The sequence below is a fragment of the Hamadaea sp. genome (genome assembly GCF_013362815.1).
Lineage (GTDB): Bacteria > Actinomycetota > Actinomycetes > Mycobacteriales > Micromonosporaceae > Hamadaea.
The window spans coordinates 89,371-114,312 of sequence record NZ_JABFVK010000015.1; the positions used below are offsets into that span (position 1 = coordinate 89,371).

Genomic DNA, 24,942 nt, shown 5'->3' on the forward strand with positions numbered 1-24,942 from the left:
CTCAGGCCAGTACGCGTACCACCGCGGTCAGAACGAGTTGCGCCAACGCCACCGGGACCAGGACCAGCCAGCACAACCGCTGCAGCTGGTCCTCCCGGAGGCGGGGGTAGGAGACCCGGATCCAGATGACGGCGAACGCCACGGCGAACGTCTTGAGCAGCATCCAGAGCCAGCCCAAACTTTCCGGGCCGGGGCCGTGCCAGCCGCCGAGGAACAGCACCGAGGTCAACGCCGAGATCACGACGATGCCGACGTACTCCGCGAGCAGGAAGAACGCGAATCGCAGCCCGGTGTACTCGGTCAGGTAGCCGAAGACGAGTTCGGAATCGGCGATCGGCATGTCGAACGGGGGACGCCGGATCTCGGCGAGCCCGGCGATGAAGAAGATCACCAGCGCGGGCAGCTGCCAGGCGAGCCACCAGGGTCGCCAGGCCTCGACGATGCCGCTCAGCGACAGCGTTCCGGCCGCCATCGCGACGCTCGCCGCGGCCAGCACCAACGGCAGCTCGTACGCCATCAGCTGTGCGGCCGCACGCAGCGCTCCCAGCAGCGAATACTTGTTCGCCGAGGCCCAGCCGGACATGAGCACGGCGACCACGCCGACGCCGAGGACGGCCAACACGAAGAACAGCCCGATGTCGAGGGACTGACCGACGAGGTCACCGGGGCCGAGCGGGATCACCAGCAGCGCCAGCAGGTACGGCAACAACGCGACGATCGGCGCGAACTTGAACACCGGCCGGTCGGCGTCGCGCGGCGTGACGTCTTCCTTCTGCGCGAACTTCACGCCGTCGGCGACCAGCTGCGCCCAACCGTGGAACGCTCCGGCGTACATCGGGCCCAGCCGGCCCTGCATGTGCGCCATCACCTTGTGTTCGGCCTGCCCGACGATCAGAGGCAGGGTGAGGAAGGCGACCATGACGCCACCCACCCGGAGGGCCAACTCCAGCCAGACCGGCATCAGGCTTCTCCTCCCCCGGCGGCTGGTCCCCATTCCCCGGGCGCGGGAACGCCGGGTGGCCGCACCGCTTGCCGCCGCGGCCCGTCGCCGTGGCCTTCGCCGGGCTCCTTCGCTCCGGGCCACGGCTTGGCAACCCGGCTGGCCAGCACGAAGTCCTTGCGCAGCGGGTGACCCTCGAACTCCGGGGTGAGCAGCAGACGCGGCAGGTCGCCGGGGAATCCGATGCCGAACATCTCGCACGTCTCGCGCTCGTGCCAGGACGCGCCCGGGTAGACCTCGACGATCGAGGCGAGCACGGGCTCCTCGCGCGGCAGTCTCGTCCGCAGGAGCAGCCCGAACCGCTCACGGGTGGACCAGAGGTGCGCGACGACGGTGAAGCCGTCGGCCAGTTCGTCCACGGCGGACAGCCAGTCGAAGAAGTCGAGACCGAGCCCGTCCCGGGCGGTACGCACCGCCGAGACCCACTGGGCGGGCGGCACGTCGACCACGGCTCGGGCGTACGCGCCACCGCCGGAGACGCCGGGCTCGGCGGCGTCCAGCCCGGCCGATGCCAGCAGGCCGATCAGCCGCGGGCCGACCTCTTCGGGAGTCATGCGCCGATCCTAAACCGCTGCTGGGAATCGGGACCTACGTGGCTGCGGGCCGTTTGTACACTCAGGGTCCCCCTGGCGGCCCAGCCGCTGGTTTCCCCCTCGGGAGGCATCGTGCCGGAGCCCCGCGACTTCGCGGAGTTCTACGCGAGCACGTTCCCGTCCCTGACCACGCAGGTCTACCTGCATACGGGGGATCTCGCCGAGGCGCAGGACGTCGCGCAGGAGGCGTACTGCCGGGCTTTGATCCGCTGGCGCGAGGTCGGCACGTACGACGATCCGATCGCCTGGGTCCGCCGGGTCGCCTGGAATCTGGCGACCAGCCGCTGGCGGCGCATGCGCCGGGGGATGGAGCTGCTGCACCTGCACCGGGTCGAGGTGGAGACGCCCGGTCCGACACCCGACCGGGTCGCGCTGCACCGCGCGCTGCGGCTGCTACCCGAACGCCACCGGCAGGCCGTGATCCTTTTCTATCTGGAGGATCTGACGATCGCGGAGATCGCCTCGCTCACCGGCGCCGCCGAGGGCACGGTCAAGTCGTGGCTGCACCGGGCCCGCGCCACCCTCGCCGAACACCTCGTCCCGGACCGGGAGATCGACCATGTCCGCACCTGACCGGCTGCGCGCACTGCTGCGTCAGGCGGAGGCCGAGGTCCGCGCGCAAGTCACGATTCCGCCGCTCCTTCATTTAAAGCATCGGGTACGCCGAAGGAAACTCGCCCGCTCCGCGGCTGCCGGGGCGGGCGTCGTGCTGACCGTCGCGGCGTTGTTCCTGGCTCCTCGCGTACGCGGACCGGAGCGGGTGCCGCTGGCCGTCTCGCCGCCGCCCGTGCCGACGCCGACGGGAGACCCGGCCGAGCCGCCCAGCATCTCGGGCACCTCGCGCGACGAGGCCCGCCGCCCGGAAAGCACACCCGTGCAGGCGTTGCCCCGGCTGCAGGTCCAGCCATTGGCCGTCACCGCCCACCTCACCGAGGCCGAAGTCGCCGCCCACATCGTCGTGCGTACCAGTGGTTTCGGCTCGATCCGGGTGACCGTCCAATTCGCCTACCCGACCGGCAGATTCGCGTACGCGACCGAGGAGGAGACCTTCACGGTCACCGGCACGGGCCGCAACGAGTTCGTCGAAGTCGTCGGCATGAGCCTCGCCCGCGCGTGCGCCACCGCCGCCACGCCGACCGGTGACTTCGTCAGCGTGACCGCCCGCTACGAAGTGGCCGGAAGACCGGACGACGACCTCAACGGGTACGCCTTCATCCAATGCCCCTAGCGATCGTCCGAGCAACGCTCCTCTGGACTCGAGCTCGGCTGATCGACGCCGCGATCATTGTGCCGGTGGGCGGGCATCTCGGCGCGCCAGTGTCACCACCGGCCGAAGGGCAGGGTCGTCCAGGTGGTGCCACCGTCGGTGGTGAGGTGCAGGGTCACCTGGCCGGTGCCGGGCTCCGACAGCACATACAGCGCGGTGTTCGCGTCCTTCACGAACCCGCCCTGGATCGACGTGCCAGGCGGTAGGTGGGCGACGTCGGTCCAGTTTGCGCCGGCATCGGTCGTGCGGTACACGTGGGCGCCACTGCCGGTAAGCCAAGCGATCGTCGCTGAGACCGGGTTGACGTCGTCACCGCCGGGCGCACCGCCGGGATGTGGTTGCCAGCTGTACCCGCCGTCGGTCGATGTGGCGAGCTGCCAACCGGGAGCGTGGCCGCCGGCGACGAAACACACCGCCCACAGCCCGCCTTTACGGCCGGCGGCGAGGTACGCGTCGGCCACATTGGGATGCGACAGGCCGGCGCACGGGTCGGTGGCGGCGCTCCAATGCGCCCCACGGTCATCAGTGCGGTACCACCCCACGTCGGTGCCTTGCCCGCGCAGCGCGATAGCGCTGCCGGCGGACAGGACCGCGAGGCTGGTGATCGGTCCGCTGCCGGGCGGTTGACTGGCCGTTGGTTCAGGCCGCGTGCCAGCGGTCGCGACGAGTACCCGACCGTTGTGGGCGAGCCAAAGCGTCCGGCCGGCGAGGCCGCCGCCCTCACTCTGGGTGGGATCAGCACCCAAGTCCCAACTGCTCCACCATCGCCCACCGTCGAGCGAGCCCAGCACCTTGGTGCCATTGACGATCCACAGTGTCGAGTCGTCGGCCACCACGAGGCCGAGGGGCACGTCGATGCCGCCGTCGATGCCGTCGAGCGCCCCGACGGTGGTCCAGGTCCGCGCGAGATCGGTGCTGCGCATCACCGTGTATCGGCGCGGAGCGCTCGCCGTAGCGCACGGGTCCGCGTCACAGCTGTGGGTGATCGCGAACATCGTGCCCGACGGGGCAGCCTCGATCGCGTCCAGCGGCAACCGAACCGCCACCCTCGCAGTAGCGGGCGCGGCGTGCCGCCGGCCGTCGGCCTGCCACACCCCACCGGTCAGAGCGATCATGGCGCCCGCCGCGGCGGCGGTCGTGATCCAACGGCGCGTCGTGCGCCGGTCCCCGCGGGTGCGCACGTCCACCGCGTCCGGCCAGTTCACGCCGGCCGCGTCCGCGCGCAGGTCGGCGGCGAGCTTTGTCAGGTCAGACATGGTTGGCCTCCGTCATGTCGATGAGGGTCCCAAGAGTGCGCCGGCCGCGGGCGAGGCGGGCCTTCACGGTGCCGACCGGCACACCGGTCTCTACCGCGATCGCCGCCACCGGCAGGTCCAGAATGTGGTGCAGGACGACGGCGATGCGCTGGTCAATCGGTAGAACCTTGAGCGCGGCGATCAACGCGACCGTGTTCTCGCCCGGTGCCGGCGCCGGATCGGGCAGCCCGTGACGGCGGTAGGCGGCCAGCCGCCCGCGCTGCTTGCGCCAGCTGTTGGCGACGATCCGCCAACCCACCACCCGAATCCACGCCTCCGGGTCAGGGCTGCGGCCGACGCGTCCCCACCGTTGCCATGCGCGGGTGTACGCCTCCTGCGCGGCGTCCTGCGCCTCGCCGAGATCCCCGCAGGCCGCGTACAGGAACTGCAGGACGCGCACCCGGGTGCCCCGGTAAAACTCGTCGAATCGATCGGCGTCGCGCACTTGCCCTCCCTCGTCCTACGGTCGCTCCTGCCCCCATAACCCGCCGGGGTGGCCGCCGGTTGCATCACGTCGGCGAAGACTCGACACGCGCGGCCCGCCCCGACATCGCCTCGGACGTGTATCTGACTGGCAGGCTGGCCGGTCGACGGTGTCGGCAGAGCATGTCCATCGGTAGGTTCCCTGGCATGGCGACCGTACGGAACGTCCTCAGCGTCGCTGGGCATCTGCTGCTGGTGGTAGCTGGCATCGTGGCGGTCCTGGTGACGACCTCTGACCTGGCCTACCCGGCGCTGCGGCACGCGTTGGTCGCGTTGGTCGCCGCCCTGTGTGTGGTCTCGGTGCTGGGTCGGTTCCGGCGAGGATGGGGACCGGTATCGGGCACGATGGCAGCCCGACTCGTACGGGCGGTGGGTACGGCCCTGGCCGGGCTTGGCGCCGTGGGGGTGATCCTCGGGTTCGCCCAGGGCGGCTTCCCGTCCGACCGGGCCAGCGGCGGTGTACGGATCTACACCGTGGTTCTGGTCGTCAACCTCGCGGCAGTCCTAGCTGCCACGAGCCGGGACAGTGGGCTCACGCCGCGGGCGATGGTGTCCAGCGTCGGTTTTGGTCTGATCGCTGCGGCGATGTTCGCGGCTGCGGTGCCGACCCTGCCACCCGGGCTGGTCGGGCTCGGCGTCCTCCTGGTCGCCGGGGCCGGCGTCGGCGCCGGGTTGTTCGCCCGCCCTGCCGAGGGTCGGCTGGTGCCTGGGCTGCTCGCCATGGTCACGGCCTGTCAGGCCGTGTACTTCGTGGCGGCGGTGCTCTACCGGTACGGGCCGGACGCGTGGATGCCGTACGCCGGTCCCGGGCCGCTGACCCCGGAGGGCCAGTTGGACCAGAACCGTGCCGAAGCGATCGACCCGTACGGGGTTCTCCTCCTGCTGGGCCTGATCGCGGCGATGATCGTGGTCGGCGCAGTGATGGCCGCGCGGCACGGCCGCGTCACACAGGCGCCCGTGGCGGTTCCCGGGGTACCGCCGGGGAATACCGCACGTTAGGAATACTGATAATGCCGCCGGTTAACTGACACCAGTCATGTCGATCGCCGCAGCTCCACCGTTACTGGGTAGGGGGGTGGAACCACGGGGGCGGTCAAGGCGAGCGGGTCGGGCCGGTCGACGCCGCCGATGCCCGGGTCCTCGGCCGCGATCTTCTCCTGCAGACGCAGGATGCCGTGCAGGAGCGCCTCCGGACGCGGCGGGCAGCCGGGGACGTAGACGTCGACCGGGATGATCTGGTCGACCCCCTTGGTCACCGAGTAGCTGTCCCAATAGGGTCCGCCGCAGTTGCTGCACGCGCCGAACGAGATGACGTACTTCGGCTCGGGCATCTGGTCGTAGAGCCGCTTGATCGCCGGCGCCATCTTGTCGGTGACCGTCCCGCTGACCACCATCAGGTCGGCCTGCCGGGGGCCGTGCGCGAACGGGATTACTCCCATGCGCATGAAGTCGTGCCGGCCCATGCTGGACGCGATGAACTCGATGGCGCAGCAGGCCAGGCCGAAGTTGAAGACCCACAGCGAATAGCGGCGGCCCCAGTTCAGGACGAACTTGATGGGGTGGCCGAGGACCGCGGGCAGTTGCGCCATACCCGTCAGAGTAATGCGTACCGGGGTCAGGCGGCTTCCGGGACGACCTCGGTGGTGAATCCGCGTAGGAAGAGCAGGGCCAGCCCGACGATGACAGCGGGCACCACCGTGAAGCCGAGCAGCACTCCCAGCTCGGCATGGGAGGTCTGGACGGCCGAGACGCCGGTGGTGCTGGAGACGTAGCCGAAGAACTGCAGGACCTGCCCGAAGATTCCGGGGCCGAGGGCCAGCCCCAGCGTTTCCCCGGCGGTCCACACCCCGGTGAAGACGCCCGCCTGACGTTTACCGGTCCGGGCCGTGTCGTACGCGATGCAGTCGGGCAGCAGTGCCAAGCCGAAGAGCTGCTGACCGGCGTATCCGAAGCCGATCACTGCGATCATCGCGTACACGAGGAAATGCGGCACGAGCGGCGCGGTCGCGAGCGCGAGCGTGGCCAAGGTGAGGGTGGCGGAGGCCAGGATGTAGCCGCGGACCTTGCCCAGCCGCTCGCCGATCCGCCGCCAGAGTGGGGTTACGACCAGCGCCGGGGAGACCACGGTGAGGAAGAGCAACGGCATCGCGCCGTGGTCGTGCAGCACGTGGTCGGCGAAGTACTGGACGCCCGCGAGCATGCACGCGACCCCGGTCGCCTGGACCACGAAGCAGGCCACCAGTACGCGGAACGGCCGATTGGCCGCGACCACCTTGAGCTGGGCACGGAGCGTCGGTTCGGAGGCTTGGACCGCGCCGATCGGAGCCGTCGCGGTGCCGTAGAAGGCGCAGAGCGTGCCGACGACCATCATCGTGGCGACGAACAGGCCCATCAGCCGGTGCCCGGAGATGCCGCCGCCGGTGGTGTCCACGATCCACGGCGCGACCGCACCCGAGACGAGAATGGTGGTCGCCAGCAGACCGACTCGCCAGGTCATCATCCGCGTACGCTCACCGGCGCTGTCGGTCATCTCGGCCGGCATGGAGACGTACGGGACCTGGAAGAACGCGAACGCCGTGGCGGTCAGGAGGAAGAGGACCGCGACGTAGCCGACCGCCAGCACGGGACTGCCCCCCGGCGGCACCGGGCCGAACGGCGCGGCGAAGAGGGCGGCGAAGAGCACCGCGAGGGTGAGCCCGGCGCCCAGGAGGTACGGCCGTCGCGCACCCCAGCGGGTCTGCGTCCGATCGGACACCCGGCCGACGAGCGGGTTGGCGACCACGTCCCAGGCCTTGGGAGCCAGCACCAGAAGTCCCGCAAGTCCGGCGGAAACGCCTAGAGTATCGGTCAAATAGGGCAGCAGGAGCAGTCCGGGAACAGTGCCGAACGCCCCCGTCACCAGCGAGCCGAGTGAGTACCCGATGCGGACGCGCGGGGACAGGGATTCGCTGTCGGCGGGAGCGACAGCCACACTGTTCTGCATGGGCACCGCCTCCATGGGCACAGAGCGTACGGGAGTGAGAATTAGTCGCGTACCGGCTGGGGTCGCCGCGGGACATCCCGCGACGGTCGAGGCTGGCCTCCGCGTGCTGGCCGAGGGCGGCAACGCCGTCGACGCCGCGATCGCCGCGACCTTCGCCTCCTGCGCCGCCGAGACCATCCTGTGCGGCCTGGGCGGCGGCGGCTTCGCCACCGTGTTCTCGGCCAACTCCGGCAGCGTCGCCGTCATCGACTTCTTCTGCGCGATGCCGGGACTGTCCGGCCAGGTTCCGGGACCGATGGTACCGATCGAGATCGACTTCGGCGGGGTGCCGATTCCGTACTCCATCGGCGGGGCCTCGGTGGCCGTCCCGGGTGTCCCGGCGGGCTGCGCCGAACTGCATCGCCGCTTCGGCCGCCTGCCCTGGCTGGAGATCGTGCAACCGGCGTACGACGTCGCGCACGCGGGCGCGCCGATTCCGCCACCGCAAGCTGAGGCGCTGCGGTCCATCGCCCCGGCGATGATCCTCGACCAGGGCGGTCCGGCGTACGCACCGGAGGGGCGGCTCCTCGAAGGCGGCGGACTGCTGCACCACCCTGGTCTCGACGACGCCTTCGCACTACTCGCCTCGGGTTACGACGAGTTCGCCGAGTACACCGCGGGTCTCATGGTGGACGCGGTGCAGGCCGGTGGTGGTGTCCTCAGCCGGAAAGACGTCGAGGCGTACCAGCCGATCTCGCGGCCGGTCCGATCCGCCACGCTCGGCGGACGGCACGTATGCGGACGGCTCGACCTCAATCGCACCCTCCCCACGATCGCCGCCCTGCCGCGGATGGACGTCCTCACCAGGCCCGAACGGGCGGTCGCGCTCGGCCGGGCGCTTCAGGAGAACGCGCATCGCCCCGAGGGTCTCGGCGAGACGACCAACATCTCCGTGGTGGACGGCGAGGGCAACGCCTGCGTCGTCACGCATACGCTCGGACTCGGCTCCGGCGTCTGGCTGCCGGACCTGGGCATCCACCTCAACTCGATGCTCGGCGAGGGCGAACTGCTCGCCGGGCACATCCATCCCGGCGACCGGGTCCACTCGATGATGAGCCCGCTCGTGGTGCTGTCCCCGGAGGGCGACCTCGACTTGGCCATCGGTTCGGCGGGTGCCTCCCGCATCCGGTCAGCGCTGCTCAGTACCTTGATCGCGTACCTGGTCGAGGGGCGCTCGGTGCCGGACGCGGTCGCGGCACCCCGGCTGCACGTCGCCGGGCAGCTCGCCCATCTGGAGCCCGGCTACCCGGCCGACGCCGCCGACGCGCTGGCCGAGTCCGGGTTCGTCGTGCAGCAGTGGGAGCAGACCAATCACTACTTCGGCGGGGTGAGCGCCGTCGGGCGTACCGGGGCGGCCGGCGATCCTCGGCGCGGCGGGCACGCCCACGTCCTCTAGCGAAGGCTGCAGAAGGAGTCAGCGGGTGTGGCCGGCGCCGGTCACGACGTACTTCGTGGAGGTCAGCTCGGGCAGCCCCATCGGGCCCCGGGCGTGCAGCTTCTGCGTCGAGATGCCGATCTCCGCGCCGAAGCCGAACTCGCCGCCGTCGACGAACCGGGTCGAGGCGTTGACCAGCACCGCTGCCGCGTCCACCCGGGCGGTGAACTCGTTCGCGGCGGCCAGCGATCCGGTCACGATCGCCTCACTGTGGCCGGTGCCGTAGCGCGTGATGTGCTCGATCGCCTCGTCCAGCGAGTCGACCACCGCCACCGAGATCTCCAACGCGAGGTACTCGGTCGCGAAGTCTTCCTCCGTCGCCGGGACGACCGCCTCGTCGAACACCGCCACGTCGCGCGTACCGTGCACGGTCACCCCCGCGTCGCGGAACGCGGCCAGCGCCACCGGCAGGAACTCACCCGCCACCGCCGAGTGGACCAGCAGGCTCTCGGCCGCGTTGCATACCGACGGCCGCGAGGTCTTCGCGTTGAGCAGGATCGACAGCGCCATGTCCAGATCGGCCGACTCGTCGACGTAGATGTGGCAGTTGCCGACCCCCGTCTCGATCACCGGCACCGTCGATTCTTCGACGACACTGCGGATCAGGCCCGCTCCCCCACGCGGGATCAGCACGTCGACCAGGCCACGGGCCCGCATCAGGTCGCGTACCGTCTCGCGGGACGACGGATCGACCAGCTGCACGGCGTCGGCCGGCAGCCCGGTCTTCGCGATCGCCTCCCGGAGCACCTCCACGATCGCGGCGTTCGAGTTCGCGGCGCTCGACGAGCCCCGCAGCAGCACGGCGTTACCCGACTTCAGGGTCAGCCCAGCCGCGTCGGCGGTCACGTTCGGCCGCGCCTCGTAGATGATGCCGACCACGCCGAACGGCACGCGTACCTGCCGCAACTGCAGGCCGTTGGGCAGCGTCGAGCCGCGCACGACCTCACCCACCGGGTCGGCCAGCGCGGCCATCTGCCGCAACCCGTCCGCGATCGCCACCAGCCGCGCGGGCGTCAGCGCCAGCCGGTCGATGATCGACTCGCTGGTCCCCTGCTCACGCGCCGCCGCGACGTCCAGACCGTTCGCCTTCACAATCTCGGCGGTACGCGTGACGAGCGCGTCCGCCATGGCGATGAGAGCATCGTCCTTGACTGCGCGGGTAGTGGTGGCCAGCGTCCGGGCGGCGACGCGGGCGCGCTGAGCGAGTTCGGTGACGGACATGGCTTCACCTTTCCATCAGTGCGTTGATCATGAACCTAAGGTTCCACTCCGGGTCATAACCGGACCATAGGTTCATGATCAACGTGAGTTGAGGACGACGAGGTCGTCGCGGTGCACTACTTCACGTTCGTATGCCGGGCCGAGCGAAGCGGCGAGTTCGCCGGTGGACCGGCCGAGCAGTCCGGGCAGTTCCAGGGCGTCGTAGTTGACGAGCCCCCGGGCGACCGGCTTGCCCGCCTCGTCGACGAGATCCACCGGATCGCCCGCCGAGAAGGCCCCGTCTACCCCGGTGATGCCGGCCGGGAGCAGGGACTTCCGCCGTTCGACGACGGCGGCCACCGCACCCGGATCGAGGAAGAGCCGCCCGCGCGCCTCGGTGGCATGGGCCAACCAGAACAGGCGGGCCGATGCGCGTACCAGTTGGGCCGAGAAGAGAGTGCCCACCTCGTCGCCGGACAGGGCCGCGACCGCTTGGGGCGCGGAGGTCAGGACGACCGGGATGCCGGCGCCGTTGGCGATGCGCGCGGCCTGGACCTTCGTGACCATGCCGCCGGTGCCCACGCCGGCCTTGCCCGCGCTGCCGATGGCGACGCCGTCGAGATCGGCCTCGCTCGTGACCAAATCGATGCGCGACGTGCCCGGCAGGGACGGGTCGCCGGTGTACAGACCGTCCACATCGGAGAGCAGAATGAGCAGATCCGCCTCGACCAGCGCGGCGACGAGCGCGGCGAGCCGGTCGTTGTCGCCGAACCGGATCTCGCTTGTGGCGACGGTGTCGTTCTCGTTGACGATCGGAATGACCCCGAGATCGAGCAGGCGCTGGAGAGTGCGCCGCGCGTTGCGGTAGTGCGAGCGCCGGGTGACGTCGTCGACGGTGAGCAGAACCTGCCCGACCGTACGCCCATGGGCCGCGAACGCCGCGGTGTACGCGTGCATGAGCAGACCCTGACCGACGCTGGCCGCCGCCTGCTGGGTGGCCAGATCGCGCGGTCGCCGCGGCAGGCTCAGCGGGGCGAGACCGGCCGCGATCGCGCCGGACGAGACCAGGATGACCTGCTTGCCCACCAGCTCGCCCGCGGTGAGCGCCTCGACGAGCGCGTCGAGCCGGGCCGCGTCGAGCCCGCCGGACGCCGTGGTCAGCGAGGAGGACCCCACCTTGACCACGATTCGCCGCGCACTCGTGACTGTCTGCCGCACCGGACCATTCTGACCTGCGTGAATCCACGGCTGTCGGAGGTATCCCATAGTGTGGGGCGATGTGAGCCCTGAGGAGTACCGCGAGCAGGTTCTGCAGCTCGTCGAGCGCATCCCGGCCGGACGGGTGATGAGCTATGGCGCGATCGCCGAGTACCTCGCGGACGTCTCCGGACGCTGCTCGGCCCGCCAGGTCGGCACGATCATGGCCCGCTACGGCGGCGGGGTCCCCTGGCATCGTGTCGTGAATTCGTCAGGACGGCTGCCGCCGGGGCACGAAAGGCGGGCCGCGAGCCTGCTCGAAGCCGAAGGTGTGCAGCTACGAGCCGGTCGGGTGATCATGCAGACCACCTCCTGGTACCCCGAAGATCACACGTCCGGCCGTTGAGACTGCGTTCGGTGAGCGTCTAGCCTTTCTCCGTGATCGACATGGACGCGGCCATCGGCTTCGTGGTGGCCAAGGGCGACCAGGTCGACCGTGCGCGCCTTTCCTACCTGAGGACCGGGGCCACACCGTCCGACGACATCCTCGACAAGGCCGAGACGGGGCAGAGCCGCGACGGCGGCTGGCCGGCGTACTGGGCCGACGGGATCGCCTCCGTCGACGCCACCTGCTTCCGGCTGGCCGAACTCGACGACCTCGGCGCTCTCGGCCGGCAGCCGGCCCGGCGCGCGCTCGACTGGCTGACCACTCGCCAGCACGCCGACGGTGGCTGGGAGGAAGACGCCAGCCTGGCCGAAATCGCCCCACCCTGGGCCGTCCCAGGTGACCCGGAAGCCCGCCTCTACATCACGGCCAACGCCGCCTTCTGGCTCACCGTCGCCGGGCAGGACGCCCGGTCCGCCGGCCCGCTCGACGACCGCCCCGGTGGTGCGTACGCGGGTGTCGTGGCCAAGGCCGCCGAAGCGCTGCGCACCGAAGTGCAGTCCGACGGAACCATGCCGACCTTCCTGGTCGCGACCTGGCTTTCCGCCGCAGTGCTCTATCGGCACGACATGTTCTACGAATCCGTACGCCTGCAGCAGCGCCTGATCGAGCGGATGCCCGAACTGACCGCCGCCGACGCCGCCTGGCTTGCCGCCGCCAACCGGCGAGTGGGCGTACGCGACGACGACCCGCTGATCATCAACGCCATGCTCCGCCTGCGCCAACTCCAGCGCAGCGACGGCGGCTTCAGCAGCGACGACGGAGCGACCTTCGACGTGCACACCACCCTCGCCGCAATTAGGGCCTGTAGGTAGCACCCCGCTATTTGCTCCCTGGCGGCGTTGCTCGACACCTCGTTGCCCCGAGGCAACGTCGGCGTCGTGCGCCTTGCCAGGAACCAAATATCGGCGCGACCAGCCTCAGAGCAAAAGCAAAGCGAAAAGCTGGACCAGTCGGCCAACGCCGTATAACTATGCGAACGCCGTCCAACCCCACTCGCCGTAACCCACTACGGCTAGGCACCAACCAGAGCCGGAAATGAGCAACCCACGGAGGGATCAAGCCTGACCGCCCTCCGTGGGTTGCTCATTTCCGGCTAAGAAGCCCTAGTACACGGGCAAAGACGGATCAACCTGCTTGATCCAAGCCAAAACCCCACCCTGAACATGCACAGCGTTGCCAAAACCCGCGGCCTTGAGAGCAGCCAACGCCTCAGCTGACCGAACCCCAGACTTGCAGTGCAGCACGATCTGCTTGTCCTGCGGAAGATCGGCGAGAGCCTGACCCGACAGGATGTCTCCCTTGGGGATGAGCGTCGACCCGGGGATGCGGACGATCTCGTATTCGGCCGGTTCGCGTACGTCGACGAGGAAGATGTCCTTGCCGGCGTCCTGCCAGTCCTTCAGCTCGCTCGCCGTGATCGTCGAGTTCTCGGTCGCGGCCTGCGCCTCGACCGACACCGCGCCGCAGAAGTCGTCGTAGTCCTCTAGCAGCTCGGTCTGGGTCGCGTTCTCGCCGCACAGTACGCAGTTCGGATCCTTGCGTACCTTGATCTTGCGGTAGCTCATCTCCAGGGCGTCGTAGACCATGAGCGAACCGACGAGCGGCTCGCCGACTCCGGCGAGAAGCTTGATCGCCTCGGTGACCTGGATCGCGCCGATGCTGCCGCACAGTACGCCGAGGACGCCGCCCTCGGCGCAGCTCGGCACCATGCCGGGCGGCGGGGGCTCGGGGTAGAGGCAGCGGTAGCAGGGACCGTGCTCGGCCCAGAAGACGCTGGCCTGACCGTCGAAGCGGTAGATCGAACCCCAGACGTAGGGCTTACCGGCGAGGACGGCGGCGTCATTGACCAGGTAGCGGGTGGCGAAGTTGTCCGTACCGTCCACGATCAGGTCGTACTGGCCGAAGATGTCGAAGACGTTCTCCCGGTCCAGCGCGGTGTTGTGGATCTGAACCTGGACGTACGGGTTGATCTCGCGGATCGACGCGGCGGCCGATTCGGCCTTGGACCGGCCGACGTCGGACTGGCCATGGATGATCTGGCGCTGGAGGTTCGACTCGTCGACGACGTCGAACTCCACGATGCCGAGGGTGCCCACACCCGCCGCGGCCAGGTACATCAGGGCCGGCGAACCCAGGCCGCCCGCGCCCACACAGAGGACCCGGGCGTTCTTGAGCCGCTTCTGCCCCTCGACCCCGACGTCGGGGATGATCAGGTGGCGCGAATAGCGGCGGATCTCATCGACCGAGAGCGACTCGGCCGGCTCGACCAGCGGCGGCAAAGACACGGTGAAGCTCCTGCCTGCGATGCGTGATGTTACGGCGACTCGGCCATTCTTGCTCGCGCGTGTGAATTCTGGCCATGACGTCTACCACGTGGGACGCGGGAATATATTCGCCCCGGGCAATCAACGCCGGGCATCACGGGATCGGCGGACCGGTGTATCGCTTTCCGTCGAGGTACGGCCACGAGTTCGCGACGCAGCCTTTCAGACCGTAAGTCTGCTGTTGCATGACCGGTGCGGGCTGACCCCGGCCGGGACACGCCTCGTGATAGAGCCCCAGTTGGTGGCCGACCTCATGGTTGATCGCGTACGCCTGATAGACGTCGAGCGGGGCGTTGTAGTCCGGAATGGCGGTCAGCCAGCGGGCGAGGTTGATGATCACTTGGCCGGTGATCCGGCACGACGTGTAGCGCTCGGTATGCAGACCGCCCGCCGCGCACATCTTCTCCGACGTCGCCGGGGTGGCCAGGTAGATCACGAACTCGTGGCTGGCGCCTTTGGGGACGCGCTGGAACTTCGTCTTCCCTCCGGCGATCCAACTCCGGGGATCACCCAGGACGGTCTCGACGGTCGAGGCGAAGGCGGCGGCGTCCTGCCCGGTCCCGTCCTCCACCGCGATCTGATACCTCCGCAGGGTGCCACCCGTGCCGAGCACCTTGCCGGTGCCGCCCGCGTACGCGAAAGTGCCCGGGCCGCTCTGGACGACGCCGGCGGATTCGACCGCGGCGGACGGCGAGGCCGACGGCTCGGTGGCGACCGCCGCGTTCAGCGAGGTGGTCGGCGACGGAGCGGGAGCACCCGCCGACGGTCCGGCCGCCGCCTCGGACGGACTCGACGGACTACGCAGGAGAAGACCGGCGACCGAGCCGACCAGGATCACCAAGACGGCGACGGCCAGCGCCCGCCGACGGCGCATCTGGGCTCGACGGCGCGCGGCCCGGCGTTGTGCCCGTGGCCCGGGCTGCCGAGGCGCGGCCTCGGAAGAGCGGTACGCCGGCCGCTCGCGCAGGTCCGTCCGCCGCAATTGGGCGGTGTCCTGGCGAGGGTAGTGAAGCTCCGGCGCGGAGGGCGGATGCCGGCGGTCTTGGCTCATGACCGCTCAAGCCTGCCATAGATCGGCTCAGACGGACGCGATTCACGCACGTTCTTGAGTCTCGCGTTATCCGCGGGTGGCGGGCCGACACCCTTGCGTTATCCACGGGTGGCGGGCCGACACCCTTGCGTTATCCCGGGATAACGCGGCTATTTCGCGAATCTAAGCCGCATTATCCGGCATCTTGCGCGGAGGACGCCGAAGGAGACGCCGCCAAAGACGCGGAAGACGCGGAAGCCTGCGAGGAGGCGGAAGCGAAAAGCCCGAGGATCGCCCGAGCGACCACCCGAGGAACCTCCATCTGGGCGACGTGCCCGACGTCAGGCAACAGCAGGAGCCGGGTGTCGGGGATGGCCCGGGCGACGCGGGAAACGGCGCGGACGTCGACGAGCCGGTCTCGGAGACCGGCGATGACCAGGGTCGGCACGGTGATCCGCCGGGCCATCGCCCACAGCGATCCCGGGCCGGGCAGCTGCGCCCGGAGGAACGAGAGCACGAGTCCGCGCATCGCGCCGGTGTACGCACTAGCGAAGTGCTGCACCTCGGAGCGCCGTCGCGCTTCGGTGACCGCCTCGGCTAGCCGTTGGGGCGGGATGGCGTCCGGATTGGCGAAGCAGGCTCGCAGTACTTCGGTGGCGAGCTGTTCGGGCGGGATCGCCGCCATCTGCCGGGCCGCCAGCCGATCCACCCGAGGGAGCGCGAGGAACGGGACGACCCGTCCTTGCAGGGACCGCCGGGGATCGAGGAAGGGCATCGCTGGAGAGACGAGGGTGAGGGTGCGGACGAGATCCGGCCGGACCGCGGCCACGCGTACGCTCACCGCCCCACCTAGGGAGTTCCCGACCAGATGGACGGGTCCTCGATCGGTCTGCTCGATCAAGGTGATCACGCAGTCGGCGAAGGCGCGCTGGGAGTACCGCGGAGCCGGATCGCTGTAGCCGAAGCCGGGCAGGTCCAACGCCAGCCCGTCGACCCGGGGCTGAAGCAGGCCGGCCAGGTCGGTCCAGTTCTGCGAGGATCCGCCGAGCCCGTGCACGTAGAGCGCGGGTTCGGCCCCGGGCGCCGGAGTCTCGCGGACGAAGATCGAACGGCCACCGATCTCGACTGCGTGCCCGGGCCAGGGTGGTACGGGCGGGCCGGCCGGAGGCAGCTCGTCGTCCTCGGCGAGGACGGCGCGTCTCATGGCAGCAAAGCGCTCAGCCGTCGGTTGACCGCCGCCAGCGTCGCGCGTACGACCGCTTGCCGGGGGTCGCCGGAGACGAGCGCGGATCCGGCGAGTTGCTCGACCCAGCCGTCGCAGACCAGCAGAACCACGACGACTGCAACTTCACAGCTGCCCATTGGCAGGATGGCCGCCTGCTCGACGTAGCAATGCCCTCGGGTCTGCCCGTCGGCGGACTCGCTGAGCAGCTCGTCGACCGCGTTCGCAGCGGCGGCCGCGCACAGCCGCAGGACGTACCCGTCGACCGCTGGACCGTTCGAGACGCCGAGCGCCACTCGTTCACCGGCGACGAGGCGTACCTCGACCGTCGCGTCCAGCCCGAACGTGCTCACTTGCACGTGGTCGAGGACGACCCGGGCCGCCTCGGCGGGTGGAGTCAGGGCCGGTGGGCGGCCGGGCTCGGGCTGCTCGTCGGGGCGGCCGAACCGGTCACCACCGGGACGCAACGGATCCGGATAGCGCCCGCGCATCGTGACCGGGTGCCGTCGCCTCGGCTCGCGCGGCGCGGCGCTCGCCGGGATCAGCCCCGGCGGCAGCGGCGGGCTCGCCCCGCGCTGGGCCGGTGGGATCGGAGTGCGGTCGGGGCGCGGCTCGGCTGGACCGACGGGCTGCGCCGGCACCTGCAGCCTTGGTGCTTCCTCGTGGGCCGCAGGCGGCTCGGGCGAAGGCGGCCCGACCGGCGAAGGTCCGACCGACGGAACGGCTGGCGAAGGCACGGCCGACGAAGGCGAAGGCGAAGGCGAATACGGCGCTGGTGAAGAAGAAGGCGCTTCCGAAGGAGTGGGCGTCGGGCGGGCCGGCGGCTCGGCGACCAGGCCCATCCGCTCGTTCAGCATCCGCGCGACGACCCGGCTCACGTAGGCCGGATCGGACCCGTCGGCGAGATCGAGCCGCAGCGTGTGACCGCCGGTAGCGGTCGCCCGGAGCTGGGCGTCCCGAACCCCGGGCACGTCGCGGACGGCGGACAACACCGTGGCCACGTCGAATCCGTCGGGCCGATCGGACGGCGGCAGGTCGTCCCGGCGCAGCCCGGACGCGATGCGCGACAACGCGGGCGCGGGAGCGGGCGGCTCGGTGTTCGGCTCGGGAATGCGCGGTACGTCCGGTTCGGACGGAACTCGCTGCGGCAGGCTGTGGGTCGGCTCGCTTCGATCCCGTGCCACCGGCGACGGCGGCGGCTCGGTCGACGACCGGAGATCAGGCTGCTCGTTCGGCGGCGGCCCCAGCACCTCACGCGGGTCACGCGGGTCACGCGGCGAGAGCTGCTCGTCCGGCTGCCGCCCAAACGACTCAGGCTGATCACGCGGGTCGCGCGGCGAGCGGGGGTCATGCGGCTGGTAAGCGCGCGGGTCACGAGGCGGGAACTGCTCGTGCGGCTGGGGCTGCTGTCCCAGCGACTCACGCTGGTCTCGCGACGGGTTCGGCTGCTGCCCGAACGGCTCACGCGGGTCACGCGACGAGTGGGGGTCGTGCGGCTGGTAAGCGAGCGGCTCACGCGGCGGGATGTCACGCGGCGCGGCCCGGTGCGGCAGATCGCGCGGCGGCACGTCCCGCGAAGGTCCGATGTGGTCGGCCGGCTCGGTCGGCGGCAGGTAGGCAGCCGGGGCAGGCACGCGCAGCCCAGGCGGTGCCGGCGGCCGGGGGTCGGCCGGATCAAGGCGGTCCGCCAGACCGCGGGGCGGCTCCGGGTCCACCGGCACGATCGGCTCCGCCCGGTGGTACGCAGGCAGCAGGATCCCGGTAGGTGATGGCTGCGCGGGCGCACCGGACGAGACCGGCTGCGCCGGGTTCAGCCGCGCGGGGTACGCGATCGGCTCGGGCACCGAGATCGCCGGAGCGACCGGCTCGGGCGCGGGCGGTGGAGTCGGCGGCTGGATCGGCGGCTGCGGATGGGCAGCGGCGGGCGGGTACGTCGACGCGCGAGGGGCTGGTGGCGCGGACGGCACCGAGGGAACCTCCAGCAGACGGGCGAACGGACTCGGCGTCCCCTGGGACGGGGTCGATCCGTTCAGGGCGGGACCGGCGGGAGCGTGCGACGCCGGTTCGACCGGCGACGGCTCCGCGTACAGGGGTGGGTCGGGGTGGTGCGGCTGGGTGAACGAGAGCGGCTGGATCATGCCCTCGTCGGCGGGGAATCCGGCGAACTCGGCGTTGCGAAACGGCGTCGATCCGTCGAGCGGATCTTCGTCTTCGGGCAGCTCGACCGGTTCCGGCGGGCGTACGCCGGCCTCGGCGAGCAGTTCGGCGTAGCGCGGCGGAGTCTGGGCCCGGGCGTGGTTCAACGCGTCCATGCCCCGCCGCCAGGCGGGTACCACGGAATCCGTCTCCGGCTCCAGCGCGGAACCCGCGCCGGACCAGCCTTCGCTCCAGCCACCGGCGGGATAGCCGTCACCATGCCCGTTCACATGGCCGTTCCCGTTGCCGTTGGCGGATGCGCCGCTGCCCGATTGTCCTGTTACGTCCACCGTGCGCTCCTCGGTAGCCCATGGGTGAGGCTACCTTGTTAGGGGAAGCGCGATAAGTTGCAACGGCGGGAGAATTTCCGGCGACGAAGTGAGCAACACGCGCGGAGCGAGCGCGTACGGAGAGGACGGCGTCTATGGCACCGGCGACGAGCGGCACGCGAGCCGCGGGCCGACCGACCCGGATGCCGCGGTCTGCCCGGCGTTCGCAGCTCCTGGCCGCGGCACAGGACGTCTTCGTGGCGCAGGGGTATCACGCGGCGGCGATGGACGACATCGCTGAACGGGCCGGCGTCTCGAAACCCGTGCTCTACCAGCACTTTCCCGGCAAGCTGGAACTCTATTTGGCGTTGCTGGACACGCATTGCGACGCGATCATCGCCAAGATCCAGTCCGCGATGGAGGCGACGACCGACAACGCCGAACGCGTACGCGGAGCGACGCACGCGTACTTCGATTTCGTCTCGCACGAGTCGGAGGCGTTCCGGCTGGTCTTCGAATCCGATCTGCGCAACGACCCGGCGGTTCGTGAGCGTGTCGAGCGTGTCGAGCAGGCCTCGGTCGAGGCGATAACCGCCACGATCATGGCCGACACCTCGGTCGACCGGGCCCGGGCGGAGATCCTGGCGGCCGGATTGACCGGCATCTCGCAGGTCGCCGCCCGCTATTGGCTGACCGGCGGCCGCGAGATCGCCCAGGAGGAGGCCGAGCGGCTGATCTCGGCGCTGTCCTGGCGCGGCATCGCGAGCTTCCCGCTCAGCGGCGACCACGCCGGTGACCCGGCAGGCGACTCCGGCGACGAGTCCGCCGAGGAATCCCGCTGAGAATCCGCCTCCGGCGAACACGGTCGCACGAAGCCGAATCCGGCTGACACCGCGCGATAGTGTTTCGACAAACGGCGGCCGATGGCCGTCGCGCGCAACCGAGGAGGGACCCGTCCGTGGAGGTCAAGATCGGAGTGCAGTTCGCGGCCCGCGAGCTCGTGCTGGAGAGCACCCAGTCGCCTTCGGAGGTGGAGCAGCTGGTGACCGCCGCGCTCGAATCCGACTCGGGCGTGCTGGCCCTGACCGACGACAAGGGGCGCAAGGTCATCGTGCCGGTCGCGAAGCTGGCCTACATCGAGATCGCCGAGGCGCAGACGCGCCCGGTCGGCTTCGCCCCGCGCTGACCCGCTCCCGACCTTGGCGCTGGATCAGGGTTCCGGGTCGAATCTTTCCCCAAGATTCGACCCGGAACCCTGATCCAGCGCAGATCAAGCGTCAATTGTTGAGGCCGACGGCGGCCATCCGCTCGGCGTGCGCCTGCTTGAGCCGGGTGAACAGCCGCTCCCCCACTTCGGCGTCGCCGATCAATGCGACGAGGTCGCTGTGCTCGCCCGCGACCCGGACCGCCTGCGACAACGCCTCACCGACCAGCCGCCGGGCCCACATCGACAGCCGGTTGGCCACCTTAGGGTCGACCGCGATCGCGCTGCGGATCTCGGCCGAGGCGAACTCGTCGTATGCGTCGTCGTGCAGAACCTGGAGCACCAGTTCCCGGTCGGGCTCGTCGAGGTGCTCGGCGATCTCCCGGAAGAAGTCGTCGGCGATCCCGTCCCCGATGTACGCCTTGGTCAGCGCCTCGAGCCAGTCGGTCGGCTCGGTCGCCTCGTGATACGAAGCGAGCGCGCCGAGGAAGGGGCTCATCGCCTCGGGCGGATCGATCCCGGCCGACGCGAGCCGGTCGGTGATCCGGCGATAGTTGGCGATCTCGACCGCCGCCATTTCGCAGAGCACCGCCCGTCGATGCAGGTCGGGGGCCAGCCGGGCGTCGGCCGCCATCCGGTCGAAGGCCAGGAGTTCGGCGTACGCGAGCATGCCGAGGAGGTCGCGGAAGCCGGGCGGGGGTGTGTTCTCGGACACGTTTGGCACCCTACAACGCGAACGCCGTCTTGTGATCACACGACTACCCAGTGCGCGGAACGCCCCTTTCGGCGTACCATATAGATGTTGTCGCAGGCCGCTCCGGCCTGCGACCCGCATGCGGCCCCCGGGCTTGCCGGCTGATGAGCAGCCTGGCGCACGGGCGCGGCCCACGCGAACCCGCAGGCGCACCGCACTGACCGCGCCGAATACACAGCGCGCCCCATACCCAGAAGTTGCTCGAGAGCAAGGGGGCGCATGAGAGAGGGCACCCCACAACTCCATGAGCACCACTTCTACCTTTGCTGATCTGGGTGTACGCCCAGAGACCGTTGCCGCACTCAGCGAGATCGGCATCACCCACGCATTCGCGATCCAGGAGTACGCGCTGCCGATCGCGCAGCGCGGCGCCGACCTGATCGGGCAGGCCCCGACGGGGACCGGCAAGACGTTCGGCTTCGGCCTGCCGCTGGTGGACCGGGTCGTCAGCCCCGAGGAGGGTGGCGACGGCGCTCCGCAGGCGCTCGTCGTCGTCCCGACCCGGGAGCTCGGCCTGCAGGTCGCCAAGGACCTCGCCGCCGCTGGAAAGCTGCGGGGCGTCCGCGTCCTGCCGATCTACGGCGGCGTCGCGTACGAGCCGCAGATCGACGCGCTGAAGAAGGGCGTCGAGATCCTCGTCGCCACCCCGGGCCGGCTGCTCGACCTGATCAAGCAGAAGCACCTCAAGCTCAACAGCGTCTTCGCGATCGTCCTCGACGAGGCCGACCGCATGCTCGACCTGGGCTTCCTCGACGACGTCGAGAAGATCCTCTCGCTGCTGCCCGAGCAGCGCCAGACCATGCTGTTCTCGGCGACCATGCCGGACGCGATCGTGGCCCTGTCCCGCCGCTTCCTGCGCTCGCCGATCACGGTGCACGCCGGTCACTCGGAGGAGCTCGGCGACCGGGTGAGCCCGCAGACGAAGCAGTTCGTCTACCGGACGCACTCGCTGAACAAGCTGGAGATGCTGGCCCGCATCCTGCAGGCCAAGGACCGCGGTCTGACCATGGTCTTCAGCCGTACCAAGCGCAACTGTGACCGGGTCACCGAGGACCTCGACTTCCGCGGGTTCGCCGCGGCGGCCGTCCACGGCGACCTCAACCAGGGCGCGCGGGAGCGGGCACTGCGCGCGTTCCGGGCCGGCAAGATCGACGTCCTGGTCGCGACCGACGTCGCCGCCCGCGGCATCGACATCGCCGCGGTCACGCACGTGATCAACTTTGACTGCCCCGAGGACCCGGAGACCTACGTCCACCGGATCGGGCGTACCGGTCGCGCGGGTGCAACCGGCGTCGCGGTCACGTTCGTGGACTGGGAAGACATGCCGCGCTGGCGGATCATCGACAAGACGCTCGAGATCGGCGAGCCCGAGCCACGCGAGACCTACCACACCTCGGACTGGCTCTACTCAGACCTCGACATCCCGGCCGACGCCGCCGCGACCCTGCCGTCCGCGCAGCGCTCACGGGCCGGTCTGGCCGCGGAGAAGGAAGAGGACCTCGGGGGTGGCAGCCGCCGCGGCTCCCGTCCAGTCCGTGGCCGGTCCCGCCGCTCTTCCACTGGTACGCGTGACGCAGCACCCGCCGAGGCCACAGTGGCCGAAGGCGAACCCGCCGACCGCGAACCGCGTCAGCGCCAGCGTCGCCGCAACGGCGAAGTCGTCAAGGGCGACGCGACGCAGATCCTCTTCTCCGACCCGAACGGGCCCACTGCACCCGACCCGGTAGCGGCCTCGGCCGGCGCCGCCGACGGGGCTGCGAAGGCGCGCCGCCGTCGCCGGAGCCCGCGCAAGCCGGGTTCGGCACCCGCCGCCACCGACTGATCCCCGCGATGCTGGCGGACGGCATGATCGAGTGCCCTCCGCCAGCGATCTGGGGCCCGAAATAGAGATCATGTGCCGCTGGCCAGCGCTAGAACGACCTGTAAGCGCTGGCGGACGGCACATGATCTCTATTTGCGTCCGGATATTGCTGACGACCGGCGCATGATCATGGCTTGTCGTCCACATGCCTTCGTTGTCCACAGACGGGGCCAAAGGCGAAGTGACCACTGGCTCCGCACCGTCGACTCTTGTCCGATGCACGATCTGTTGCACGCAGAGGTCGATCGTCACAGCGGTCTAGTGATCGTCTCGAATCTGGCAGACAGCGTCCCTCGGTGGGTCGTCGACAACGCTGTGCGTACCGGTGAACTGATCCGGCTTTGGCCGGGCGTTTACCGGTACGCCGAAGGCCCGGTAGTCGACCCACGCCGGGCGGTGATCGCGTACGCCGGCGACCAAGCCGCGCTGAGCCACACCTCGGCGCTGGTCGTGTGGGGTCTGGTGGCCACGGAGCCGGACGGCGTCTTCCACGTCACCGTGCCCCGCGAGCGACGGTTGCGGTCGAGGGCCGGGCTCGTCGTGCATACCCGTGATTCGTTCACTCTCACGCCGCCGGAGGTGGTCCAGCGATCGGGGTTGCCCGTCACCGCGTTGGACGATTCGCTGGTCGCCGCCTGGCCTCTCGCCGCTGAACCGCAGCGCGTCGGCATCGTGCTCGACGCCATCGGCGAACGTCTCACCTTGCCGATCCGCATCGCGGAAGCCGTAGGCCGGACGAGGACGGTGGTCGACCGCGCCAGCCTCGTCCGGCTCGTCGACCGACTGGCGGGAGGCTGCCGCAGCCAGCTGGAGTTGTTCGGCGCGGACCACGTCTTCACCGGGCCGGACCTGCCGGATTTCCGGCGGCAAGTGCCGGTGATCGTGGCCGGCCGAACCTTCTACCTCGACCTCTATGCCGAACGAGAGCGGGTGGACATCGAGCTGGACGGCGCATCCTGGCATGGATCGGCACAGCAACGGGAACGGGACGTCCGCCGCGACGCCGCTCTGGCGACGGTGGGAATCCTCGTCGTGCGCTATACCTATCGGCGGCTCGTGAGCGACTCGGAGGGCGTGCGGCGCGAGCTGGGCAGGATTCTGGCACGGCGGCGAAATTGACCGTACGCGTGCGAAGCTTTCCTGCGTGGAGACGGTTCACGGGGTACTGATCGCGCTCGCGGAGCGATATTCGTTCGCAGACGTCGCCGCCCTGGTCGCGCAGGGGGCCGACGTCGAGTTGAGCACCCGCGAGATCGCCCAGGTGCAGCAACTGTGCGTCTTCGGCCAGCGGCTGATGGATCTCGACGCGGAGGATTTCGGCGAGGATCATGTGCCGGCCGATCTGCGTACGCGGGCACTCGCGTGCCGGATGCCGCAGGCTCCGGGAGAGCACGATCGCGGCGCACTGCGGTCGCTGCGTCCGGCGTACGCACTCCTGCTGGAGGTCATCGCGGCACGCTGGGAGCGCCGGGAGATGACCGGCGTGGTGGCCGCCGTCCACATCGTCAGCGAATACGCGTCGTTGCTGGTCTGGGAGCAGGTGCTGGGGCACGCGGGCGATCCGGCTCGGCTGCCGGCCGACGTACGCGGGGAGAACAGCCTCTGGGGCGAAGACACCCGTGAATGCCCACAGACGAAGGCGGAGAAGTCGGCGGCTTCGCGCTCGCTGAAGGTGGCGCATGAGCCGCCGAGCGGCTGGCGGGCGTACCTCGACCGGCTGCATTCGATCACCTCGCACGCGTTCGGAGTGTGCGCCGCGGCTTGCCCCCGGCCCTGTTCGGTGCTGTTGCGGCACAGTCAGGCGGAGATCGAGCTGCTCGACATCGGCTGCAAACTGGCGGCCACGCTCGGCGATTCCGGACTGGTACGCCTAAGGCACGCCGCCCCGGTGGGCCACGGGTTCGGCGTCCCGTCCCGAGACGAAGTGCTTGAGGCGTGGGAGCGGGGCCGCCCGGCGTTGGCGAAGCACGCCCCGGCGGTCGAGGAGCCGGACGGTTACCCGTTGCCCGGCTTCCCGGCGTTGATCAGTGCATTGGCCGGTACGCAGATCCGCCCGTCGACGCTGCTCGCCGACACCGCACGAGAACTCGCGCTCGCCCTCAAGTAGTCACGGCGCATGATCGAGTGAGCCGAAAACGTCGG

The 24,942-nt window shown here is 70.1% G+C and carries 24 protein-coding genes; 11 read left to right on the forward strand and 13 right to left on the reverse strand.

Going from position 1 to position 24,942, the window contains the following annotated elements; all coding sequences use genetic code 11:
• Position 1: 1 nt before the first annotated feature.
• Complete coding sequence (gene nuoH, locus HOV77_RS08950; protein WP_290860251.1) at positions 2-961, reverse strand: NADH-quinone oxidoreductase subunit NuoH; 960 nt, start codon at positions 959-961, stop codon at positions 2-4.
• Entirely contained in the window at positions 961-1,554 is a 594-nt protein-coding gene (locus HOV77_RS08955; RefSeq protein ID WP_290860253.1) for an NADH-quinone oxidoreductase subunit C, read from the reverse strand. Before HOV77_RS08955 ends, nuoH begins: the two co-directional genes overlap by 1 nt.
• Before the next feature lie 111 nt (positions 1,555-1,665).
• Between HOV77_RS08955 and HOV77_RS08960 the strand changes: the two genes are divergently transcribed.
• Positions 1,666-2,166, forward strand: a complete 501-nt coding sequence (locus tag HOV77_RS08960; RefSeq protein ID WP_363259893.1) for a SigE family RNA polymerase sigma factor — start codon at positions 1,666-1,668, stop codon at positions 2,164-2,166.
• Positions 2,153-2,821, forward strand: coding sequence for a hypothetical protein (locus tag HOV77_RS08965; RefSeq protein WP_290860254.1), 669 nt, complete (start codon positions 2,153-2,155; stop codon positions 2,819-2,821). Before HOV77_RS08960 ends, HOV77_RS08965 begins: the two co-directional genes overlap by 14 nt.
• 92 nt (positions 2,822-2,913) lie before the next feature.
• Here HOV77_RS08965 and HOV77_RS08970 read toward each other — a convergent pair whose 3' ends face one another.
• Together HOV77_RS08970 and HOV77_RS08975 are read right to left on the reverse strand one after the other, a co-directional pair.
• A complete protein-coding gene (locus HOV77_RS08970; protein WP_290860256.1) occupies positions 2,914-4,116 on the reverse strand; it encodes a sialidase family protein in 1,203 nt (400 codons plus the stop codon).
• Entirely contained in the window at positions 4,109-4,600 is a 492-nt protein-coding gene (locus HOV77_RS08975; RefSeq protein ID WP_290860259.1) for a SigE family RNA polymerase sigma factor, read from the reverse strand. The genes HOV77_RS08970 and HOV77_RS08975 overlap by 8 nt, the downstream gene beginning before the upstream one ends.
• A gap of 185 nt (positions 4,601-4,785) precedes the next feature.
• Here HOV77_RS08975 and HOV77_RS08980 point away from each other — a divergent pair, with 185 nt between their 5' ends.
• Positions 4,786-5,637 (forward strand): hypothetical protein, encoded by an 852-nt coding sequence (locus HOV77_RS08980; RefSeq protein WP_290860261.1) that lies wholly within the window; start codon positions 4,786-4,788, stop codon positions 5,635-5,637.
• Positions 5,638-5,672: 35 nt separating this feature from the next.
• Here HOV77_RS08980 and HOV77_RS08985 read toward each other — a convergent pair whose 3' ends face one another.
• Positions 5,673-6,227, reverse strand: coding sequence for an NADH-quinone oxidoreductase subunit B (locus tag HOV77_RS08985; protein ID WP_290860263.1), 555 nt, complete (start codon positions 6,225-6,227; stop codon positions 5,673-5,675).
• A 26-nt stretch (positions 6,228-6,253) separates the two neighbouring features.
• Positions 6,254-7,621, reverse strand: coding sequence for an MFS transporter (locus tag HOV77_RS08990; RefSeq protein ID WP_290860591.1), 1,368 nt, complete (start codon positions 7,619-7,621; stop codon positions 6,254-6,256).
• A gap of 34 nt (positions 7,622-7,655) precedes the next feature.
• Between HOV77_RS08990 and HOV77_RS08995 the strand changes: the two genes are divergently transcribed.
• Complete coding sequence (locus HOV77_RS08995; RefSeq protein WP_363259896.1) at positions 7,656-9,056, forward strand: gamma-glutamyltransferase; 1,401 nt, start codon at positions 7,656-7,658, stop codon at positions 9,054-9,056.
• Between the two features lie 18 nt (positions 9,057-9,074).
• Here the strand turns inward: HOV77_RS08995 and HOV77_RS09000 are convergent, their stop codons facing one another.
• Both HOV77_RS09000 and proB read right to left on the reverse strand, forming a co-directional pair.
• Complete coding sequence (locus tag HOV77_RS09000; protein WP_290860265.1) at positions 9,075-10,316, reverse strand: glutamate-5-semialdehyde dehydrogenase; 1,242 nt, start codon at positions 10,314-10,316, stop codon at positions 9,075-9,077.
• 78 nt (positions 10,317-10,394) lie between these two features.
• Positions 10,395-11,513, reverse strand: coding sequence for a glutamate 5-kinase (proB, locus tag HOV77_RS09005; RefSeq protein ID WP_290860267.1), 1,119 nt, complete (start codon positions 11,511-11,513; stop codon positions 10,395-10,397).
• Between the two features lie 61 nt (positions 11,514-11,574).
• Here proB and HOV77_RS09010 point away from each other — a divergent pair, with 61 nt between their 5' ends.
• Positions 11,575-11,898 carry an MGMT family protein gene (locus tag HOV77_RS09010; protein WP_290860269.1) on the forward strand — a complete coding sequence of 108 codons (324 nt, stop codon included), beginning with the start codon at positions 11,575-11,577 and terminating at the stop codon, positions 11,896-11,898.
• 41 nt (positions 11,899-11,939) lie between these two features.
• Positions 11,940-12,752 (forward strand): prenyltransferase/squalene oxidase repeat-containing protein, encoded by an 813-nt coding sequence (locus HOV77_RS09015; protein ID WP_290860595.1) that lies wholly within the window; start codon positions 11,940-11,942, stop codon positions 12,750-12,752.
• A gap of 291 nt (positions 12,753-13,043) precedes the next feature.
• Here the strand turns inward: HOV77_RS09015 and moeZ are convergent, their stop codons facing one another.
• From moeZ to HOV77_RS09035, 4 genes are all read right to left on the reverse strand, one after another.
• The gene (gene moeZ / locus HOV77_RS09020) at positions 13,044-14,246 is read right to left on the reverse strand and encodes an adenylyltransferase/sulfurtransferase MoeZ (RefSeq protein WP_290860597.1); all 1,203 of its coding nucleotides are present in this window, start codon (positions 14,244-14,246) and stop codon (positions 13,044-13,046) included.
• A 112-nt stretch (positions 14,247-14,358) separates the two neighbouring features.
• Positions 14,359-15,315: a DUF3152 domain-containing protein gene (locus tag HOV77_RS09025; protein ID WP_290860271.1), complete on the reverse strand. Its 957-nt coding sequence runs from the start codon at positions 15,313-15,315 to the stop codon at positions 14,359-14,361.
• Between the two features lie 172 nt (positions 15,316-15,487).
• Entirely contained in the window at positions 15,488-16,498 is a 1,011-nt protein-coding gene (locus HOV77_RS09030; protein ID WP_290860273.1) for an alpha/beta hydrolase, read from the reverse strand.
• Complete coding sequence (locus HOV77_RS09035) at positions 16,495-19,002, reverse strand: hypothetical protein (RefSeq protein WP_290860275.1); 2,508 nt, start codon at positions 19,000-19,002, stop codon at positions 16,495-16,497. The genes HOV77_RS09030 and HOV77_RS09035 overlap by 4 nt, the downstream gene beginning before the upstream one ends.
• 134 nt (positions 19,003-19,136) lie before the next feature.
• Here HOV77_RS09035 and HOV77_RS09040 point away from each other — a divergent pair, with 134 nt between their 5' ends.
• Positions 19,137-19,823, forward strand: coding sequence for a TetR/AcrR family transcriptional regulator (locus HOV77_RS09040; protein WP_290860277.1), 687 nt, complete (start codon positions 19,137-19,139; stop codon positions 19,821-19,823).
• Between the two features lie 116 nt (positions 19,824-19,939).
• Positions 19,940-20,167 carry a DUF3107 domain-containing protein gene (locus HOV77_RS09045; protein WP_290860279.1) on the forward strand — a complete coding sequence of 76 codons (228 nt, stop codon included), beginning with the start codon at positions 19,940-19,942 and terminating at the stop codon, positions 20,165-20,167.
• Between the two features lie 91 nt (positions 20,168-20,258).
• Here HOV77_RS09045 and HOV77_RS09050 read toward each other — a convergent pair whose 3' ends face one another.
• On the reverse strand, positions 20,259-20,900 hold the full coding sequence (locus HOV77_RS09050) for a ferritin-like fold-containing protein (protein WP_290860281.1): 642 nt from the start codon (positions 20,898-20,900) through the stop codon (positions 20,259-20,261).
• 283 nt (positions 20,901-21,183) lie between these two features.
• Between HOV77_RS09050 and HOV77_RS09055 the strand changes: the two genes are divergently transcribed.
• The 3 genes from HOV77_RS09055 (at position 21,184) to HOV77_RS09065 (ending at position 24,907) form a co-directional block, all read left to right on the forward strand.
• Positions 21,184-22,761 carry a DEAD/DEAH box helicase gene (locus HOV77_RS09055; protein WP_290860283.1) on the forward strand — a complete coding sequence of 526 codons (1,578 nt, stop codon included), beginning with the start codon at positions 21,184-21,186 and terminating at the stop codon, positions 22,759-22,761.
• A 255-nt stretch (positions 22,762-23,016) separates the two neighbouring features.
• Positions 23,017-23,919, forward strand: coding sequence for a DUF559 domain-containing protein (locus HOV77_RS09060; protein ID WP_290860284.1), 903 nt, complete (start codon positions 23,017-23,019; stop codon positions 23,917-23,919).
• Between the two features lie 25 nt (positions 23,920-23,944).
• The gene (locus HOV77_RS09065) at positions 23,945-24,907 is read left to right on the forward strand and encodes a hypothetical protein (protein WP_290860286.1); all 963 of its coding nucleotides are present in this window, start codon (positions 23,945-23,947) and stop codon (positions 24,905-24,907) included.
• Positions 24,908-24,942 lie beyond the last annotated feature (35 nt).